We start from the raw sequence: 20,865 nt of genomic DNA, 5'->3' as shown, positions 1-20,865 counted from the left end.
CGAACGAGGCGGAAGATATCGACCGCCCGGACGCCGTCAAGCGGTTTTTGGCGGCAATCTTGCTTTTTTCATTTTTGTTACACGAACAACTCTGTGTGTATCAAAAATGGTCCACAATCCGTTCATTGCTTGCCCTGTTTCACACGCGCAGACGCTACGCTTCGCCCTCGGAATTGCACCCGCGGGCGCACGCGCGGCCGCGTAGAGAAAAGGGCGTCGAACATGGCGAACCGTTCGGTCTACAGCATCCTCAAAGGCGTGCCCAGGGAAGACTTCCCGCGCGTGGCGATCGAGCTCGCCGCCGAGCTGATGAAGGGGCCGCGTCCGGGTTCGGCGTGGGGCGATTGGGTCGAGATGCCCACGCCGGTCACCTTCCGAGCGAAGTGGAACGACGACACGCTCTGCATCACCAACAACGCAGCCCCCTGGGCGATCGAGCTGAGCAGGCGCTACTCGTGCCCGCTCATCGAGCTGCGCTGCCAAGAGAGCGAGCACTGGGATTTCGGGCTGTTCCACTCGGGCGAGTTTATCGCCGACTTCAGCACCGATGTCGCGTACTACGACGACCGCCCGTCCACGCCGCGACCCTGGCGCAAAGGCGGACCCGAGGACCTCGAACGGCTCTGGGGCGTGCCGCTCGAGCGACTCGAGCGCTACCTCGTCGATTGGCGAGGCACGGACCATCGCGTGCAGCGCGGGTGGAAGGCGTACGAGAGCGACCGATTCCCCTACTTCGACACCGATCAGCTGTACGACTTCATGGGCGCGCTCGGCGCCGTCGAGCCGTGGTGGACGCCCGATCCCATCGAGTTCGAGGCGCTGATGTGGCGAACCCAGACCGTGGAGCACCCGATCCACCGGCGGATCATCCGTCGCGCATCCGTGCTGGCGCGTGGCTCGTACCCGGATGTGCCCGCGCGATCGCTGCGCCAGCGGTACGAATCCTGGAAGCGCCGGCGCGAGACGCGCTGGCTGCTCAAGCACCACCCCGAGGCCTTCTTCTGGCGCCCGGGTGATCCGGAGGACTGAGGCGCCCGCCGCGGGTTCACCAGTGTGACATCGCGAGATTTTCCTTGCGTTCGGGCAGGCCTTTCCGCTACTCTCCGAACAACGGCGGGCAGCCGTCCAGGAGCAGGGACCGATGGCGATCTCCAAGGCGACGATTCTGTGCGCACGGCTCGCGGCCCTCGCGGGCGCAACCGCGGGCCTCACCCATCCTCGGACCGTGCACGCCGGCACGCAGCCGGTGCGCTGGGCCTCGCCGGTCAGCGGGCTCTGGAGCGACGACGCGGCCTGGGACAGCGGCGTGGCGCCGGGCGCGCCCGGCGCACTCACGCCGCCCGACGTCGTGATCGACGCATCGGGCGCCCCGTTCGTCGTCAGTCTGAACGACAGCAGGCGAGTCAACTCATTGATGATCGGTGGGCCTTCCGCGCAGCTCCAGGTCGTCAGCGGGGGCGTGCTCGAAGTCCTCGGCCAGGCGTCGTCGACGAGTCGCCTGGTGCTCAGCGTCGGCACGCTGCGCGGCGGCAACTGGACCTCGCTCTCTGACGGCATCAGGCTCATGGGGCTGTCGAATGTCCTTGATTCCGTAACGTTCTCGAACCCGGGCCCCACAGTCCTCACGAGCGGCTCGCCCGGAGCGCTCGTCGGAGCGTTCGTGACCGGTTCCGGCCTCGTCTCGGCCGGGCCCATCGTTCTCGACAACGCTCGGCTCGTCTACAACATCCTGGATGCAGCGATCGACTACGACATTACCTTGCAGCAGGGCGAGCTCTTCTTCCCGGCGGCCGACGGGCTCGCCACGATCACCGATGGCAGCACGGTCTCCGGCTCTGGCCAGATCCGCATCACGGGTGGAGGCAAGCTCGTCAACGATGGCACGATCAGCAACAGCGGCGCACTCAACATGACGCTGGGGACTGGGACGATCGTGAACAACGGGCTGGTCCGTTTCCGTGACACCGCGAGCTCTGTGACCAGCGGGGCCTTCGAGAACCGCGGCGAGCTGCGCCTCGAGAACGGCGCGTCCCTGACGATGAGCTCCCGACTCGACAACTTCGGCGACATCCTCCTCCTGGGCTCCTCGCTCAACCTCTCCGGCCGGCTCACCAATCAGGGCGTCATCTACGCGCAGAACAGCACCATCACCATGAGCGGCAACGATCGACTCGGCGACCTGGGATCAACTGTCTTCGTGAACTCGACGCTCGTGCTCAGCGATGGCGTCAATACACCGACGAACCCCACCCTCAACCTCGGGAGCCACACCCTCCGCCTCAGCAACGCCACCCTCCGCAACGCCACGCTCGTCGGCGAAGGGCAGCTCCGTCTTGAGGGAACGAGCAACGGCTCATACACCAACATCCTCGAGAACGTCACGCTCACGGGCGGAAACACCGAGATGACCGGAGGGAGCAGCACCTCGGTCTCGCTGTCGGGATCGTTCTCGACGACGGGGAGCGAGCTCCTCGTCCGCGGCGGGACCCTCGTCTTCCGATCAGACTTCACGCTCGAGAACTCGACCGTCCGCGTCGGCGCGTTCGGCGCCGGGGCAAACGGCCAGCTCGGGATCACGCAAAGCTCCTCGCTCACCATCGGGCCAACCGGACACATCATCGCAAACACCTCCGGTCGGACGCTCACCAGCATCGGCGGCATCGCCACTCGAACGCTGAACAACAACGGCACGATCACCGTCGAAACCGGCGCCGGACTCTCGTTCGTCGGGGCAATCAACCTCATCAATCGGGGCCTTATCCAGGTCGGCGCATCCGGCATCTTCACAACCCCCGGCGCATGGGACAATCAGGGCCTCATCACCGTCGCGACGCTGGGCGAGTTCCGCATGGCAGGCCAGTTCACGAGTGCGCACATCGGACAGATCGACGGCGCGATGGGCAGCGTCGCCGTCGCCGGGCTCTGGACGCTCGGGAACGACGGGTACAGACTCTCCGACCTCGGTTCATCGCTCGTCATGCGCAGCGGAGCGCTGCGCAACGGCACGCTCGACCTCGCGGGCCTGCCGATTCAGTTCGCGTCCCAGTCCAGCGCCGATTTCCAGAATGTCGTCTTCACGGGCGGAGACATCGATGTCGCCCCGACATTCCAGCTCCGGCTCATCGACGACATCTCCATGAGTGGGGGCACGATGCGCTTCGCGACCGCCGCCCCGACGGTCATCGGCGTCACGACGAGACTCCACGACGGCGACTACGAGCTCCGTGGAGGCGGGCTGGCCCGCACGCAGCCCGCCCCGATCACGCCCACACTGTTCATTCAGGCGGGCGCGACCCTCCGTGGATTCAGCGGGCTGGTCGCGCCGAGTGTGCCCAACATCGAGGTGCATGCGGGTGGAACGCTGCGCGCCGAGGGCGGCCAGCTCTCCACGAACCTCGTCACGGTCCAGCAGGGCGGCGCCGCGGGTGCGCTCGGGGCCGGAGCCAGCCTGGCAGTTTCCACGATGACCAACGCCGGGCTGGTGCGCGCCGAATCGGGCGGGGCGATCAACGCCAACGGGCTCACCAATACGGGCACGCTTCACGCTCTGTCCGGCGTGATCAACGCGACCTTCCTGACGAATAACGGTCAGGCCCAGATCGATCACGCCGGTTCGATGGTGGTGAACCACCTGACGAACAACGCCGACATCCACTCTGTCGGGGGCATGCTGACCGTTCAGAACTCCCTGAACAACTCTGGCTCGATCTCGGTGACCGCGGGCGGAACATTCCTCGCCACTCGCACCGGTTCGACGCTCTGGCAGAACACCGGGTCGATTCTCATCCAAGAATCGACGCTGCGCCTCGCCGGGAGCTGGGACCGCGCTTCGCTGACCTCCATCCAGATGGTGGACGCCGACCTTCGCATCGTAGGGTCGCTCAACTCGCTCGACGGGCCGGTCACCTTCGACGGGGCGCGCTCCATCACGATCAACGGCTCTATGAACATGCTCGACTCGCTCGCGGACTTCGGCGACAGGGATGTGACCGTTCTCAGCTCCGTGCTACGGGGCAACCTCGCCAACGCGCGCTTCCTCGCGCCCGTCGCCGGCAGCCAGATCTCGCTCGAACGCGTCTCGCTCAGCAACGCGAATCTGATCGCGGGCGCGTCCGGTCTTCGGTTCTCCACCAGCGGCCAGTTTCTCACCAGCGGCACGCTCGAGTTCGCCCCCGGCGCCAGCGGGCGCTTCGTCCCCGTCTCCGGCCAGATCTCGCTCGGGCACGACGCGGAGATCGTCGGGTCCGACATCGACTTCGAACTCCGAAATCGCTTCACCAACGACGGCACGATCCGCGCGATCGCGCCGGCTCCCGACGCGCAGAACTCGGGCGCCCACCACGAACGCGTCGTGATCCGCGGCGCGGCGAACGGTGAGACCACCAGGGCATTCCTGAACAACGGCTCGGTCATCGCCGACGGGGGTCGGTTCGTGCTCGGGCCTGACAACTCTCACCCTGAAGGTGTGACCTTCCTCAATATGACCGGCTCAGTTCTGCTCGGCGGAGAGTGGATCGCCCGCAATGGCGGCTGGCTCGACTTCGGCGACCGCCCCGTGCTGTTCAATCTGGCCACGATGCGCCTCGAGGGTCAGAACTCTCGCTTCGACGCGATGCGCACCGTCGCCGACAACCTCTCGGTCTTCGAGGTCGTCGACCACGACTTCGACTCGACGGGAGCGCACTTCTCGAACCGCGCCCAGGCGATCGTCCGGCTCGACCGATCCGCCGTCACGCTCGCCAGCCTCGAGAACGCCGGAACCATCGCGCTCACCGATTCCGCGAACCTCCGCGCGTCGTCCCTCACGCTTTTCAGTGAATCCGTCCTCGCCCTCTCGCTCACCGGGGCCGACGACGCCTCGACGCTCACCATCACCTCCAACGCCGCCCTCGACGGCGTCCTCGAGGTCGCACTCTCCGGCGGCTACGACCCGGGCTGGGGCGACTCCTGGCGCATCCTCTCCGCCGGCGTCGTCTCGGGCGATTTCAGCGCCCTTCTCCTCCCCGAACTCGCCGACGATTCCCTCACCTGGTGGTCGTCGCGCACCGAGACCGACTATCTCCTCGGCGTCCGCCACATCGCCGATCTCGACAACGACGGAACCGTCGGCTTCTCCGACCTCAACACGCTCCTCGCCGACTTCGGCGTCGCAGGATCGGGCCTCGCCGGGGATATCAACGCCGACGGCGTCGTCGACTTCGCCGACCTGAACACGCTCCTGGGCGCCTACGGGCTCAGCGCAGCGCGCGCCGTCCCGACTCCCGGCGCCGCGATTGTGTTCCTCAGCGCCGGCGCCGTTCTCGGGCTTCGCCGGCGCGAGCGCGCCTGAACCGAACGAGTGCGCGCGAATGCGCCACACCCGCACGAGCCGGGCGCAGCGTGTCCGCCGAGAGGGCGGTTGTGATCACTGGCACGACTGACCGAACACGGTCAGGATCTGGTTCAGATCCGCGAAGTCGACCACGCCGTCGCCGTTCGCGTCGCCCGGGAGTCCGACACCGGTCTGACCGAACTGGCTGAGCATCGTGTTCAGGTCCGCGAAGTCGATCTGATCATCGCCGTTCGTGTCGCCCGGGCAGGGGTGCGGCAGCTGCGCGAGAAAGAGCGCGCCGCCCCCTCCCACGAAAGCACAGGTGAACGCGACCTCGCCGCGATCGTTGATGCTCATCGGGTGGCCGCTGTCGGGAGAGTTGCCCGTCAGGCACGCGACGCTCTGTACGGTGCGCATCACGCCGTTGACCTCGAACATATCGCCCGACGCAACGACCTTGCGCAGACGCCCGTGCCGACCCGCGAAGATGCCCGTCGCTGGCGTGCCGTTCACGGCATAGTTCAGCGACCCATAGATCAGCCCCTCACCCCGGTTGTTGATGGTGTACCCGCCCACGCTGATGCTCGTGAGCAGCGTGCCCGGCGCCATGTCGGGCGCCTGCGCGTTCAGCAGCGCGAGCAGCCGCGGCGACTGGCCTGCCGGCGCGATCCAGAACCCAGCCGGCTGGGGGACCCCGCTCAGGGACGAATAGAACAGCACATCGCCGCCCCGATTGATCATCGAACCGAAGCCCGTGATGAACTGCACGCCCATGGGCAGCCCCGGCGCCTGATCGCCCAGCCGAGCGACGAGTTCGAGCGCGCCCGCGCTGCCGCGCCAGAGCGCCGCGCTGCTGATGCCGCCCATCGACGTGAAGACCCCGCCCGAGATCGCGAACTCGGCGCTGTCGTTCATCATGGGCGGGCCGCTGTTCTGGCCCGCGAGCGAGGTGATCGTCCATCCCGGCGCGAAGCCGGGCGCCGGGTCGCCCGCGCTGATCACCGGCTGCAGCGCGCCGCCCGACGGCCTGAGAAACAGCGCGAAGTTGGGCGCGCCGCTCAGATTCGAGAAGAACGACACATCTCCCGCGCTGTTGATCGAGGGAGGCGTCAGGAACGAGAACGCAGCCCCCCCGGGCGTCGGAGACGGCTCGCCCTGGCGCGCCACGAGCGTGTACAACTGCGTCGTCGCATCGCCGGTGAAAATCGCTCGGTTGCCGGGCGCGCTCACGCCGGTCAGCGGCGCCAGGAACGCGATGCGCCCAGAGTCGTTCAGTGCATGCTCGAGGGGCAACCCGCCCAGACCGACCTCGCCGAACACAGCGCCGGGAACCCCATGGGCCGCGTCGCCCTCGCGCACCGCGATCCGCAGCAGGCCGCCCGAGTGATACATGATCGTGTTGTCGTCGCTGAAAGGAGGGTCGAGGCGCGCCGGGAACATGACGCCGCCCGCGCGGTTCTGCGTGTGCACGCCGGGGATCGCGAAGATCGTCCGTCCCGCAGCGCCCGGGACGCTCAGCCCCTGGATGCCGAACAGACTCGGCCCGCCTCCGAGTTGCGCCTGCCACACGCTGCGGTTGTCGAGCCCGGGATTGCCGGTGCCCGAGAGCGCCGAGAAGAACGCCACCCGCCCCGGGGCCTGACACGCCGGGTTCTGCGGCGCCCCGAAGTTGCCCGTCACGAATGGCGCGTTCTGACCCGACGCGATCAGCAGCGTGGTGACGACCTGGCCAAGCGACGCCGACGACAGCGACAGACCGGCGAAGAGCACGAGTGTTCGGCGAGCAGGCATGGATTGCACTCCCTCTCTCTCGCACTCCACGCCGCGGCACGACCGAGATCGGGACTGCGTGGGACCCAGTGTACAGCACCGAGCAAAAAAGCCGCCTCGAAACTCCCGGAGATTACAACTCTTTCATACCGCTCGGCCGGACGCCGGCGTGCGTCGGCGCCACGCCGCGCTCCGCAGCCGCCGGTATGACAACAGGATGCGCCCCGCCGCGCCGCCTCCTAGCAGGACTGACCGAAGTTGCTCAGCACGCTGTTGAGGTCCGCGAAGTTCACCACGCCGTCGTCGTTCACATCGCCAGCGAGACCGGCGCCGGCCTGCCCGAACTGGCTCAGCACGGTGTTGAGGTCGGTGAAGTTCACCACACCGTCGCCGTTCGTGTCGCCGGGGAACCCGAAGCATCCCGCGGCGAAATAGGAACCGGGTGTGCCGTGCTCGCCCGTGGTCGCGGCGTACGAGCCGTACACGTCGCCGGGCGCCGAGAGCCCCCACAGCAGCGCGTCGTTCAGGCCGAGGTTCTCCGGCGCGGTCTGGCCCGAGTTGTTCTGCGTGCGGATCGAGCCGGGGAAGGACTGATCGCCGTAGGTCAGGCGATCGACAAGATTCCCCATAGCGTCGTAAAGGTTGATCTCGTCGTTGCGCCCGAGGTTGTTGCCGGCAGTGGCTCCGAGCAGGCCGATGACCTTGACCTCGGACCCGAGCCCCCACGCCGCCGCGAAGGCGGACGCATCGCTCTCGGTCACCACGACCGATTCGCCCGGCTGCACGACGCCGAACGCGCTGAGGTCGAACGCGCCCGAGACGCGGTGATCGTCGTCGAAGCTCCAGCCGGTGAAGTCCACCGGCTTGCTCGACATGTTCGTGAACTCGATGAACTCGCCGCTGCCGCCCGAGTACATCCACTCGGTGAGGCGCACGCCCGTGTCGCCGAAGGTGTACTGCACGGAGTCCGGTCCACGCTCGGCGAGCGCGGGCCGGAACGAGAGCGACCCAAACGCGTTGGACGCGGTCGCCGCGACATAGAACTGGATGATCTGCCCGCCCGAGGCATTCACCGGCAGCAGCGCGCCGTAGACGCCGTCGCCCGCGCCGCCATCGCCGGACGCGCCGTCGTCGAGCATCAGCGCGCGGCTGTAGCCAGTCGTGTTCGAGGGCCGGTAGAAGAGCTCCACCTTCGCGACGGGGCTCCCCGCCGGGGACACGCTCGCCGTGATCCACACCGGCTCGGAAGGGTCGGGCGAGGACGAGGACGCCTGCACCGAAGCGATCGACGGCCCGCTTGCGAGCAATTCGGCGCTGCCGTTGAGGAACGACGCGCGCTGGGTGACGAACTGCTGCAGGCCGATGATGTTGCCGCCTGCCAGGCCCCCAAGGGGCATCGTCACGGTCGAGGTGAAGTTGTTCTGAAAAAGCGCGTACGAGTAGAGTTTCTTCGTATCCGCCTGCACCGCGGCGTCGATGAGGGCCCGGTGCTGCTGGAAGATCGGGCCGAAGTAGTCCCATGTCAGATTCTGCCTGACCGTGCGGTAGTGCGCCATGTAGCGCTGGCGGAGCTCCGGCGCCGCCAGCACGCGGCTGAGGACCGGCTTGTTGCTCGCGGTGAAGTTCCGCGTGAGCGACCAGGTCGCCTGCGTGAAGGTCTCGTTCGCGTCGCGCTGCAGCAGGTGCATCCGCCCGTCGAGCGGGTCGAGGTAGGTCATGAAGTCCGCGCCCTTGTTGATGTAACTGTCGTCGTCGGTGAGGATGTTCTCGAGCGCGACCGACCAGATCGAAGGGTCAATGGCGAACACCGTATCGATGTCCATCCACGCACCGATCGGCCAGTTCGTCACCGCGTTGCACACCGCGATGAGCGCGGCGAACGGGTCGGCGAGCCCGCCATCGTTCGAGATCTGGTACCCGGTGTACCCCGACGCGTTCGGCCCGTTGTAGGTCAGCCCGGGGCCGTTGGGGTTGTTGGCGCACACGATCCGCAGCCCGTCCGCGTTCGCGAAGTAGTCGCGCAGCATCCGCTTGTTCGGCTGCTGCACGTTGATGTACACGCCCCAGTTCTCGCCGTTGAGCGAGACGACCACGTGGTTCGCCCTCGGGTTCGGGATGAACTGCGCGACAAAGTTGTTGTACACCACCTCGCGGCAGAAGGTCGGGTCGCGGAACCCGTTGTTCAGGTTGAGGTTGTCGTAGCCCATCACCTCCTGGCCGGAGTGCACGAAGTCCGTCAGGATCTTGAGCGAGAACTTCTGCGAACCGGCGGGCAGCGCCGTGTACGAAGTGTTGCCGCGGATGCGAACCCCGACATCCGGATACATCACGCCGTCGACCTCGAGGTCCGCGAGGATGGGCGTCTCCGACGCGTAGTTCTGGCGCAGCAGCGTCAGCCAGTTGGCGTCGTGGAAGGAGAGGTTGAACGAGCGCAGCACGCCAGTGTCGTAGAGGTCCTGCGAGAGCGCCGGGCACGCGACGAGGAGCGCGCCCACGAACGAAAGGAGGCGGGTGCGCGGACGGGCAGTGTTCATACCGGGTTCTCCGAAACGGATAGGGAACGATCGGGCTGGCGCATGCAGGACAGGGGCGCGCGGAGGGCGCGGCGCCCGTCTAACGCCCGGAGTATGAAGATGTTGCCAAGATTGTCCGTTTCTCGAACTTTTTTCTACGCGAGCCCGGCCCCACGGCGCGCGACTCTGGGCAATCTGAGGGCCGCCGGCTCTCAGAGCATCCTCGTCGAGGCATCCGTGCGTCAGCGCCCCAGCCGCGACTTTCCGTTATTCCTTCCCGGCGGCGCCGGGCATGTGCTCGACTTCGCCGTAGCCATCTTCGTACGGCAGCACCGGCTCCCCGTTCATGTTCGTCGTGACCACCCTCATCTGGTCCACGAGGAACAGGGGCTTGGCCGCCTCGCGCGACAGTTCCTCCAGGCGCTGCTGGAGCCGACGGACGATCTCGGGGTGCTTGCCGGCGAGGTTGTTCGATTCCGACGGGTCTGCCGCGAGGTCGAAGAGTTCGACACTCGACGGCAGGACAGTGCGCCAGACGAGTTTCCAGTCGCCCTGGCGGATCGCGGCGCGGAACGGCTCGATGTTGTAGATGATCTCGGTGCGCGGGGACGCTGCGCCACGGGAGAGCGTGTCCCAGACATCGAAACCGTCGAGCGGCTTGCACTTGCTGGTCGAGGCCCCGGCGAGCGCCGCGATCGTGGGGTACACATCGACCACATGCATGAGGCCGTCGACCGCCTGCGCCCGGATCCGACCCGGCCAGTTGGCGAAGGCGCTCACGCGCGTGCCGCCTTCGTAGTTCGACCCCTTGCCGTCACGGAACGGTCGGTTGTCGCACGGGATGGTGATCTTCGAGACATCGGCCATGACGCCGGCGAACATGGGGTTGAATGTCCCGCCGTTGTCGCTGTGGAAGAGGATCAGGGTGTTGTCGCGCATGCCCCGCTTCTTCAGCGCCGCCACGACGCGACCGACCTCGTCGTCGAGGGCCGTCACCATGGCGGCGTACGTACGCCGGGTCGGGTCCTCGATGCCCGGATAGCGGTCGATGTACTCCTGCGGCGCCTGGTAGGGCGTGTGCGGAGCGTTGAAGGCCAGATAGAGGTAGAGGGGCGTGGCGGGGTCGTGCCGCTCGATCAGGCGCGCCGCGTCCTTGCCGAACAACGTCGTCGTGTACCCCTCCTCGCGCACCGGCTCGTTGTTGCGAAACCAGTCGAGCACGCCGTGCTCTTCGTGCGTGAAATAGTCGAGTTCGCCGATCAACGCGCCGTACTGGTAGTCGAAGCCGCGCTGGTTGGGCCAGTGCTTCTTGTCGGCGTGGCCGAGGTGCCACTTGCCGACGATCGCGGTCTTGTACCCCGCCTCCTTCAGCGCCTGCGGCAGCAGCCACTCCTCGGTGTCCAGTCCGTACGACGAGACCGACGGAATCACCGCGGTCTGCAGGCCGTAGCGGAACGGATAGCGCCCGGTGAGCAGCGCCGCACGCGTGGGCGTGCACATCGGCTGCACGTAGAACTGCGTGAGTTTCGCGCCCTCCGCCGCCAGCGCGTCGAGGTTCGGCGTCTTGATGTCGGCGGCCCCGTTGAAGCCGACATCCCTCCACCCGAGATCGTCGGCGACGATGTGAACAATGTGCGGCCGCGCGGGCTCGCCCGCGCTGGCGAGCGGCGACGCGATCAGGCCACCAAGCAACACCACGATCGCGCACACGACAGCGCCGACGATCCGTCTCGGAGTTCTCACTTCGTACTTCCTTGTGATGATGTCGCGCTCGGATCGAGCGGCTTGCCCGACGCCGTCGCCGGCCGCTGCGGCACGGCGCAACGCGGCCCCACACGGGACGCCACGCGGACGACGGTGTTCTGCTCGCGACTCATCCATGAGCATCTCTGCGATTCACGAGAGAGTGAACCGGCCCATCATGCTACCAGCCCGCGGGCGGTCAATCGCGACGCCGCACGCAGTGCACTTCGGAGATTGGTGGGGGCTTGTCCGCGACCGAGAGCGACCCGGCGCCGAATCGGCTGTGTGTGGACGCTCCCGCCGGCGATCGGCGGGTGCTCGCCCGTCGCGATTCGCGACGGGCTCTGCGCCGAAAGCGGGTGAAGGGACTCGAACCCTCGACTTTCACGTTGGCAACGTGACGCTCTACCACTGAGCTACACCCGCGAGATGTCGCCGCGACGAGGGGATGACGGCATGAACCGACGGGTCCCACCGGCCCAGGCCCCTTTCGGAGTCCGGGCCGCCCGTTGCGAGCCGCGAAGACTAGAGGGGGTCCCCCGGGGTGTCAACGCTCGGTGAAGGAACCCGGGCAGGTTCGGTTCTGCACCCCCTCGGGGCCCCTCCGCGGCCCACCCCCCTACCCTTCGCCCTATGGCCAAGATCGCGTACACCGTCCGCGCCTCGCTGCCCGACGCCGCCACCGCCGACCGCTTCCTCGCGTGGATGACCGGCGAGCACCTGCGCGACCTCCTCGACGCGGGGGCCCTGAGCGCCGAAGCCGTCCGCCTCGACATCGAGAGCACGGGCCCGGTCCCAGTCGTCGAGTGCCGCTATGTCTTCGCCGACCGGGCCGCGTACATGGCCTATGTCCGGGAACACGCCCCGCGCCTGCGCGCACGCGGCATGGAGCTCTTCCCCCCCAAGGGCGACGGCACGCCCAGCATCCACTACCAGCGCACCGTGGGCGAGATCCACGGTCCGAAGAACTGACCCGGGCCACGCCCCGGCGCGTGATCGGACTTCCCCGTCTCCTCCAGACGGCGCGTCGCCACCCGCGGTCCGAGAACATCCAGCCCCACCGACATTCGCGCACAGCCCGGTCGATCCCCCCCGGGATCGCGTCGATGACACGGGCATGGACTTCTCAGCAGTCAACGGCGACGCGCTCCGCAGCAGCGTCGGGACCGCGGTCGCCAGGAAGGCCCTCGACAACGCCAAGTTCGAGGGCGAACTCGCCGTCGCGATGATCAAGGACGCCGCCGAGGCCGGCCCCAAGAACGAAGCGTCGCGCGGCGCCGTCAGCGGCGTGCGAGGCCCGGAGGAAACCTCCGGCAACCTGATCGACAAGAACGCCTAGCGACGCCGGCACACCACACCTCCACGAACGACCCACGCGCCCCCGAGCATCTCGGGGGCGTTTTCGTTTGAGACGGCTTCTTCGAAGCACGGATAGTGCAGCCAGCACAACGCGCGTCGCCGAAGAAGATGCATGCACAGCGCTCTCCTGGTGTCGTTCGCGCTCGTCTCGACCGCCTCCGCACGCGATCTGAGGGTAACCGTCGAACACGGGTACGAGTTCGTCACCATCGGCGCCCCGGGAAACCGCGCGTACGAGGGGTACCCCTTCGGACCGAACCTCATGGGCGCCGGGCAGGGACGCGTCGACTACGAGTACCGCATCGCACGCACCGAGGTCAGCACCGGCGACTGGCTCGAATTCCGCAACACAAACTCGCACCTCGCCGACAACCCTCAGTTCTTCGCCACCGTCAACGGGTGGGGCGCCCAGACCACCACCACCACGGGACAGTGGCGACTCACACCCGGGCTCGCCAACGCGGAACGCACACCCGTGGGCATCACCTCGTGGATCAGCGCGGCCATGTACTGCAACTGGCTCCACAACGGCAAAGAGGTCTCGGCCCAGGCGCTGCTCACCGGCGCGTACAACCTCGCCGGGGCCGGGTACACGGTCGATTCGCCGCGTGTGGTCGGATCGCCGGTCCCGCGCGAACAGGACGCGAAGTTCTTCATCCCCACGCGCGACGAGTGGAAGAAGGCGGTCTACTTCGATCCCGACGCCGAAGACCCGGCGTTCCCCGGCCAGGGGCGCTGGTGGCTCTTTCCCAACCAGGGCGACGACCTGCTCGTCCCCGGATACCCGGGGCAGAAGGGCGCTGAAACGAGCGCCTACCTGACAGGTCCACCGCCCGAGGGATCGCCGACAGCCAACTACATCCCGCTCGGGTCATACCCTCAGACCATGACGCCCTGGGGCCTGCTCGACGCGTCGGGCGCGACCAGCGAGTGGCTCGATCACTGGGACAGCGTGCGGTACTTTTCGGCAGGATCAAGTTACGGCGGCTCAGGTCCCGACCAGGTCGACGACCAGGTCTGGAACACGGCGGACACCGGCTTCAGGGGGCTACGCATCGCTGCGGCGGTTCCGGCGCCCGGCGTTTGTGCGACGCTCTCGTTGTACACCATCATCATGACACGACGAAGGCGGTGAAGGTTGGTCGTCTGCCACTCCGGCAGACATCACCCCCGGCGCACGCCATCCACGCCCCGGGCGACGCGGCAGGCCCCCGTTCTACGGGCTTGGTCTGGCGCCGCGGTTGTACCCTTGCATGGCCTCAGGAGACACGCCATGCGACTCGACCGCTTCACCACCCTCGCCCAGCAGGCCCTCGCCGACGCCCAGGGCCTCGCCATGGAGCGGGAATCCGCCGAGGTCTCGCCCCTCCACCTGCTCTCGGCCCTGCTCTCCGAGCGCGGCGGGACGGGCGCGTCCATCGTCGCCAAGGCCGGCGTGCAGCCCGAGCGCGTCACGCAGGTCGTCGACGCCGCCCTCACGCGCATGCCGAAGGTCACCGGCACGCCCCCCCAGCCCGGGCGCGCCATGCTCTCCATCCTCCAGAAGGCCGACGCCGACGCGCGCGAGATGGGCGACGCCTATGTCTCCACCGAGCACCTGCTGCTCGCGCTCAGCGAGATCGCCAGCGACGCGAAGGAAGCGCTCTCGGTCGTGGGGCTGTCGCGGAAGCGCCTGATGGACTCCATCAAGGCCGTGCGCGCCGCCAGCGGCGTGACCAGCGTGCAGGACCAGGGCGCCGAGTCCAACTACGAGTCCCTCAAGAAGTACGGCATCGACCTGACCGAGAAGGCGTCGGCCGGCAAACTCGACCCCGTGATCGGGCGCGACGAAGAGATCCGGCGCTGCATGCAGGTGCTCAGCCGGCGCACGAAGAACAACCCCGTGCTCATCGGCGAGCCGGGCGTGGGCAAGACCGCGATCGCCGAGGGGCTCGCCCTGCGCATCGTCGACGGCGACTGCCCCGAGTCCATGCGCGACGCGCGCATCGTCGCGCTCGATGTGGGCCAGTTGCTCGCGGGCGCCAAGTTCCGCGGCGAGTTCGAGGAGCGCCTCAAGGCCGTGCTGCGCGAGGTCGCCGCCAGCGAGGGGCGCGTGATCCTGTTCATCGACGAACTGCACACCATCGTGGGCGCCGGGCAGGCCGAGGGCGCGGTCAGCGCCGGGAACCTGCTCAAGCCGGCGCTCTCTCGAGGCGAACTGCGCTGCATCGGCGCCACCACGCTCGACGAGTACCGCAAGCACATCGAGAAGGACCCCGCCTTCGAGCGCCGCTTCCAGCCGGTGTTCGTCGATCAGCCCAGCGTCGAGGACACCATCGCGATTTTGCGCGGGCTCAAGCCCCGCTACGAGGCGCACCACGGCGTGCGCATCATCGACAGCGCGCTCGTCGCCGCCGCCCGCCTGAGCAACCGCTACATCACCGAGCGCTTCCTGCCCGACAAGGCGATCGACCTGATCGACGAGGCCGCCAGCCGCCTGCGCATCGAGGCGGACAGTCTGCCCACCGAACTGGACGAACTGCGCCGGCGCATCATGCAACTCGAGATCGAGAAGCAGGCGCTGCAGATGGAGACCGAAGACGGCGCCGGGGGCGATGCGCAGAGCGCGCGCCAACTCGACCGCGTCGAGCAGGAATTGTCTGACCTCAACGAGAAGAACCGCGCGCTGACGGCGCGCTGGGAGGAGGAGAAGTCCCTCCACGACGAGGTGAAGTCGATCCGCGAGACGATGGACGCCAAGCGCGTCGAGTTCGAGCAGGCCCAGCGCCGGGGCGACCTCGAGACCGCCGCCCGCATCCAGTACGGCGAACTCCGCGACCTGCAGGCGCGCCTCGACGAGGCCGAGAAGGCGATCGACGAGCGCGAGCAGCGCGGCGGGTCGCTGATCAAGGAAGAGGTCGACGCGGAGGCGATCGCGCAGATCGTTGCGCGCTGGACGGGCATCCCCGTGAGCAAGCTCGTCGAGGGCGAGCGCGAGAAACTGCTGCAGATGGAGGCGGAACTCGGCAGGCGCGTCGTGGGCCAGGAGGACGCGGTGCGCGCCGTGAGCGACGCGGTCCGGCGCAGCCGCGCCGGGCTGGGCGACCCGGCGCGCCCGATCGGCTCGTTCCTGTTCCTGGGCCCGACGGGGGTGGGCAAGACGGAACTGTGCAAGGCGCTCGCGTCGTTCATGTTCGACACGGAAGAGGCGCTGGTGCGCATCGACATGAGCGAGTACATGGAGAAGCACGCCGTCGCGCGCCTGATCGGGGCGCCCCCGGGGTATGTCGGCTACGAGGAGGGCGGGCGCCTGACCGAGTCGATCCGGCGCAGGCCCTACGCCGTCGTGCTGTTCGACGAGATCGAGAAGGCGCACCCCGATGTGTTCAATGTGCTGCTGCAGATGCTCGACGACGGGCGCCTGACCGACGGGCAGGGGCGCACCATCGACTTCAAGAACACCGTGGTCGTGATGACGAGCAACATCGGCAGCCAGCAGATCCAGGAACTAACGGGCAAGGGGGCAGACGACTGGGAGATCGAGGCGGCGGTGCGCGAGCAGTTGAAGTTGTTCCTGCGCCCCGAACTGCTCAACCGCATCGACGAGACGATCATCTTCCACCAGTTGCGCCGCGAGCAGATCGCGCAGATCGTGGACATCCAGCTCGAGCGCCTGCGGAAGCGCCTGGCGGATCGCGAGATCAGCATCGAACTGACGCGCGAGGCGATCGACGCGATCGCCAACGAGGGCTACGACCCCGTCTACGGCGCCCGCCCGCTCAAGCGCGTGATCCAGCAACGCCTCGAGAACCCCATCGCCGCGCGGATCCTGTCGGGCGAGATCACGGACGGCCGGACGGTGCGCGTGGGGTACGAGGGGAAGAGTTTCACCTTCGGGGCGGGGTGAGATTAACGCTCGATGACTGGTCTCGATCGCAAGGTGTTGGAAGAAGTGGCGCTCTCGATGTGCCAGGTCTCGCCGACCGGGTCGTAGTACCACGCGACGCACATCGGCGCCCAATCACCTTGCGCCGACTGGGTTCCGAGAAAGATCATCGCCACCAGGGCTCTCTCATCGCGATCAAGGGTCTCTTCATATGAGATCGGCGGCATCCAGTGGGGACGATCGCCGCTGACTGAATAGCCCTCGTAGTAGTCCGCTTCGGGCCATTCGTTGAGCCCGACGGGCCTTGTGTCATAGCGATACGCGTCCACTTCCTGAAAGTAGATCTGCATTCTTCGTGCGACCTTCTCGCCGCGCATCATGCCGCGCTGCTCTTCGAGCGTGCCGACGAACGCGAGCCGGAAGAACCGCTCGGGATCGATCTGGTTCAGGTCTTCGGGCGGCTCTTCTCCCGAGTACCGCCGCCAACTCCCGCCCAGCGACCAGTCATCCATGTGATGATGATCGCGTCCCTTGGGGTGGCGCAGGGCGTAGACATACCCGCGGGATTGCATCCACGCCGCGTACCCCTCTGCGTCGGCGCGAGCGCGAAGATCGAGCCACATGGCCATCAACTCCGCGAGCGATCGCTTCATCTCGTCGGTGGGCTGGAAATAGTTGTCCTGGTTCGACACTTTCTCGGCGCCTTCGATCAGCGCGACGATCGCGTCGCGGTCGGAGATCGGCACGACGCCACCAGCCGCCAGCCACCGATGCGCCGCCCGCGTCGAGGCGACATGCTCGCGCGGGATGTTGTACCCGGGGCCACGCAGCCGGATCGCCCAGGCCGCAAGCACGGCCACCGCGACACAGACCCCGAGGATGATGAATGCGTGCGATCGTTTCACGATTACCCCCTCTGGACAGTGTCACGCACCGGAGATCGCCCGGCTTTTTCTCTGTGTTCAGCAGCACAGTAACACAAACGCACGGTATGCTGTCAAGCCCATTCCGGAGAGTTCGTCATGGAGCACGCAATTTTTCTTCGAAGCATGCGAGCCCGGGGCTTCACACTCCTCGAACTCCTCCTCTCCGTCGGCGTCATCGCGATCCTCCTGGGCATCCTCATCCCCACGCTGCGCGAAGTCCGACTCATCGCGAAAGAGCGCACCGTCCTCGCCCATCAGCGACAGGTCCATTCAGAACTCCAGCGATACACGACGGATCGGCGCGGCTGGTACCCCTACTACGGCATTCCCGGCACGGCGCTCGCACCCATCGAGTACACCCCCCGGCTCGACAGCCCGCAGGGCATCGGCGGGTTCGACCCAGACGGGACCTACTGGGGCCAGCCCCTCGCGTGGTGGTGGAAACTGATCCTCGACGGCTACGACGGCGCCCTGGCGCGCAACGGGCCCGAGGTCGATCCAGAGTGGGACATTCCGGCGCGCCCGTACGACGCAGCCGCCAAGGACTTCATGATGTTCGGCGCGTTCGCGACGCCCTGGTTCTTCGAGCACGGGCGCACTCCCGATGTGCGCAACCACCAGCCCATGCCCGAGTCCGCCGTCGCGTTCCCGGGCGCGAAAGGGCTGCTCATCCGGTGGAACACGGTGCGCAGGGGCGAGTTCAACAAGCTCAAGCACTTCGTGCACTTCGTCGACGGCCACGGCGAGCAGCGATCGTTCGACACCATGATCCGCGGCGTCGACCTGCCCAGCGTCATCTGGGAAGCGCCCGTCCTCACCACCGAGAAGGGCGTGCTCGGACGCGACATCTGACCGCGCTCATGTCCCCGTCGGCTTCGCGGCCTGCGCCTGCTCGGTCGCCGCGCCGTTCTGCGCCGGCTGGGCCTGCGCCGGGACCGGCGCGGCGGCGCTGGTCTTCTGGCCGCGGACTTTCTCGGTCTTCTCGCCGCCGGACGATGAGGGGTACGCGATGCGCCCGTGGTAGATCGAGTTGAGCGACTTGATCACCGCGTCCTCCATGACCTGGAGTTCGCGGAGGGTCAGGTCGCACTGGTCGAACTGGCCGTCCATCAGGCGCTTGAGCGAGATGGTGCGCACGACCGACTCGATGCGCGAGGGCGTGGGCTCGGCGAGCGCGCGCGTCGCGGACTCGACGGCGTCGCACAGCATGAGGATCGCGGCCTCTTTGGTCTGGGGCTTGGGCCCGGGGTATCGGTAGCCGATCTCGGCGGGCGCGCCCTCTTTGTTCTCTTCCGCCTGCTCTTTGGCGCGGTGGTAGAAGTACTCGACGAGCGTGGTGCCGTGGTGGGACTCGATGTAGTGGCGCAGCGAGCGTGGCAGGCCCTCTTCGTAGGCCATCTCGACGCCGTCTTTGACGTGGCCCACGATGACCAGCAGCGACATCGCGGGCGAGAGGCGCGAGTGGCGGTTGAAGCCGCCGCCCTGGTTCTCGACGAAGTAGTCGGGCTTGTTCATCTTGCCGATGTCGTGGTAGAGCGCGCCGACATAGACATGGAGGGAGTCTGCGCCGACGGCGTCGGCGGCGGACTCGGCGAGTGCCGCGACGGTGATGGAGTGGGTGTAGGTTCCGGGCGCGCGCTGGGCGAGCTTGCGCAGCAGGGGCTGCTTGGGGTCGCGGAGTTCGATGAGGCGCATGCCGGTGAGGACATCGAAGAGGCGCTCGATCGCCGGGAGCAGGCCCAGCGTGAGGAACGAGACGAGCATCGCGGAGACCGCGAAGAGGGACGCGTCGACGAGCAGTTCGCGCCGGGCAGGGGTGAGGAAGCCGGAATCGTCGCGCGAGGGATCAAAGATGGGCCGGTCGAACACGCCGGTGGCGATGACGATGAGGAACGCGACCCCGGCGGTGATGAGCCCGGCGCGGATGAGCGTGGTGCGCTGGCGGATCTCGGCGAGCTGGGCGATCATGGCGGCGATCGCGACGAGCAGCGCCATCGCGAACGCGAGCGGAAGCTGGAGCGTGGCCGCCAGCAGGGCCGCGTGCAGCCCGCCCATGAGCAGCGCGCAGCGCTGGTCGTAGACGATGACGAGCACCGACGCGAAGAAGAGCGTGGGGAGGGTCGCCACGAGATAGGTCGCGCCCGGGCTGACCTCGGCGGCCCACGCGGCGACGAAGAAGGTCACCAGCGCCAGCAGGGCGACCAGCAGCAGGCGCGAGGGCCGACGCTCGCCGGCCGGGTAGAACACGACGATGTAGAGCGAGGCGCCAAGCGTCGCGATCGCGAAGAGCGTGACGGTGGCCAGGCCGCGCAACGGGCGTGAGAGCGGGTGCTCGCGCGCCTCGGCGGCGCGATAGGCCTCGCGCTCGGCGAGCATCAGCTCGGCGCGCGACGCGTCGATGATGTCGCCCCGGCGCAGCAGCACATCGCCCTTCTTGTAGACCAGCAGTTCCGGGCGCACGGCGTTGGCGGCGCGCTCGCGCTCGATCTGGGTGGCGACCTCGTCGAAGCTGAAGGTGGCGCGGGCCCCCCGGGGCGGCGCGATGCGGTCGACGAGCGGGCGCGCCTCGGCGTCGTCGAACCCGGCCCGCCGGGCGAGCCGGCGCAACTCTTCGCGCAGGCGCTCCTCGTTGGCGACGCTCAGCGCGCGGTCCTTGGGCACCGGGTTCACCACGCCGGGAAGGCGCAGCTCCATCCGCGTGCCGGGCGAGATGTCCTGGACCTGGTATTCCTCGGCGCGCAGGATCGGCGTGCGCTCCAGCTCGCGGATGAACGACTTGACAGAGGCGGACCAGCGCTCGCTCACACCCCCATCGGCGGTCGCCTGCGCGCGGATCGCGCTCAGCGACGCCTCATCCAGACGGAACAGCGAGCGGATCTCCAGCGCGACATTCTCGAGTGATTCGGCCTGCGCCAGCGAGCGCGGCAGGCGCGCGAACGAGGACTCGAGCTCCTGGAAGATCGCCTGGTCGCCCACATACACGCGCGGCGACTGCTGACGCGCCGACTCGCGCCGGCTCTCGGTCGCGGTCGTGTTCTCGCGCGTGAACTCCACGCGCACCAGCTGCGAGTCCTGCGCCGTCCGACCGATCGCGACGCGAGGCCGGTCGTGCGCCCACGCCCCCACCAGCCCGGCGAGGATCGCGAACGACAGCGCGATCGCCAGCGCCAGCCCGGCCTGAGGATTGTGCGCCAGGTCGCGCAGCAGGTTGCCCTCGCGGCGCTCGAGCGCCTTGCGCAGCTCGCGCCGGCGCGCGGCGACCCCACGCGAGGGCGCGGTGCGTGCGCTTCGGATGACTGGACGCTCTGCCATGCGTTGATCTTCGTTCACGCCCCCCGGCGGTCTGGGGGATGGGGGGCAGGGGGACGGGTTCATGCT

The 20,865-nt window shown here is 67.8% G+C and carries 12 protein-coding genes and 1 tRNA gene; 7 read left to right on the top strand and 6 right to left on the bottom strand.

All coding sequences use genetic code 11. The features are described 5' to 3' along the window. Window positions 1-222 precede the first annotated feature (222 nt). Entirely contained in the window at window positions 223-1,029 is an 807-nt protein-coding gene (locus tag KF684_11995; protein ID MBX3353644.1) for a hypothetical protein, read from the top strand. 112 nt (window positions 1,030-1,141) lie between these two features. After that, window positions 1,142-5,329 (top strand): hypothetical protein, encoded by a 4,188-nt coding sequence (locus tag KF684_11990; protein ID MBX3353643.1) that lies wholly within the window; start codon window positions 1,142-1,144, stop codon window positions 5,327-5,329. A 75-nt stretch (window positions 5,330-5,404) separates the two neighbouring features. On the opposite strand, the gene KF684_11985 is transcribed toward KF684_11990, so the two are convergent. From KF684_11985 to KF684_11970, 4 genes are all read right to left on the bottom strand, one after another. Then, window positions 5,405-7,102, bottom strand: coding sequence for a hypothetical protein (locus KF684_11985; protein MBX3353642.1), 1,698 nt, complete (start codon window positions 7,100-7,102; stop codon window positions 5,405-5,407). A gap of 218 nt (window positions 7,103-7,320) precedes the next feature. Continuing rightward, on the bottom strand, window positions 7,321-9,615 hold the full coding sequence (locus tag KF684_11980; protein MBX3353641.1) for a CotH kinase family protein: 2,295 nt from the start codon (window positions 9,613-9,615) through the stop codon (window positions 7,321-7,323). A 246-nt stretch (window positions 9,616-9,861) separates the two neighbouring features. Next, window positions 9,862-11,337: an arylsulfatase gene (locus KF684_11975; GenBank protein MBX3353640.1), complete on the bottom strand. Its 1,476-nt coding sequence runs from the start codon at window positions 11,335-11,337 to the stop codon at window positions 9,862-9,864. Window positions 11,338-11,691: 354 nt separating this feature from the next. Beyond that, window positions 11,692-11,763: transfer RNA gene (locus KF684_11970), tRNA-Gly, on the bottom strand. Window positions 11,764-11,970: 207 nt separating this feature from the next. On the opposite strand from KF684_11970, the gene KF684_11965 reads away from it, so the two are divergent. The 4 genes from KF684_11965 to clpB all read left to right on the top strand — a co-directional run bounded on the left by KF684_11965 (window position 11,971) and on the right by clpB (window position 16,582). Beyond that, window positions 11,971-12,309, top strand: a complete 339-nt coding sequence (locus KF684_11965; protein MBX3353639.1) for a DUF4286 family protein — start codon at window positions 11,971-11,973, stop codon at window positions 12,307-12,309. Window positions 12,310-12,454: 145 nt separating this feature from the next. Then, complete coding sequence (locus KF684_11960; protein ID MBX3353638.1) at window positions 12,455-12,676, top strand: hypothetical protein; 222 nt, start codon at window positions 12,455-12,457, stop codon at window positions 12,674-12,676. A gap of 132 nt (window positions 12,677-12,808) precedes the next feature. Beyond that, window positions 12,809-13,831, top strand: coding sequence for an SUMF1/EgtB/PvdO family nonheme iron enzyme (locus KF684_11955; GenBank protein MBX3353637.1), 1,023 nt, complete (start codon window positions 12,809-12,811; stop codon window positions 13,829-13,831). Window positions 13,832-13,969: 138 nt separating this feature from the next. Continuing rightward, window positions 13,970-16,582: an ATP-dependent chaperone ClpB gene (gene clpB, locus KF684_11950; GenBank protein ID MBX3353636.1), complete on the top strand. Its 2,613-nt coding sequence runs from the start codon at window positions 13,970-13,972 to the stop codon at window positions 16,580-16,582. A gap of 2 nt (window positions 16,583-16,584) precedes the next feature. Here clpB and KF684_11945 read toward each other — a convergent pair whose 3' ends face one another. Next, window positions 16,585-17,466: a hypothetical protein gene (locus KF684_11945; protein MBX3353635.1), complete on the bottom strand. Its 882-nt coding sequence runs from the start codon at window positions 17,464-17,466 to the stop codon at window positions 16,585-16,587. Window positions 17,467-17,610: 144 nt separating this feature from the next. On the opposite strand from KF684_11945, the gene KF684_11940 reads away from it, so the two are divergent. After that, window positions 17,611-18,339, top strand: coding sequence for a type II secretion system protein (locus tag KF684_11940; GenBank protein ID MBX3353634.1), 729 nt, complete (start codon window positions 17,611-17,613; stop codon window positions 18,337-18,339). Between the two features lie 6 nt (window positions 18,340-18,345). Here the strand turns inward: KF684_11940 and KF684_11935 are convergent, their stop codons facing one another. Next, window positions 18,346-20,799, bottom strand: a complete 2,454-nt coding sequence (locus tag KF684_11935; GenBank protein ID MBX3353633.1) for an HDIG domain-containing protein — start codon at window positions 20,797-20,799, stop codon at window positions 18,346-18,348. Window positions 20,800-20,865 lie beyond the last annotated feature (66 nt).

The organism is Phycisphaeraceae bacterium, assembly GCA_019636675.1.
In the GTDB taxonomy this organism is placed as follows: Bacteria; Planctomycetota; Phycisphaerae; order Phycisphaerales; family UBA1924; genus JAHBXC01.
The sequence above is the reverse complement of the archived record's forward strand: the minus strand, read 5'-3'. Positions and strand labels throughout refer to the sequence as shown.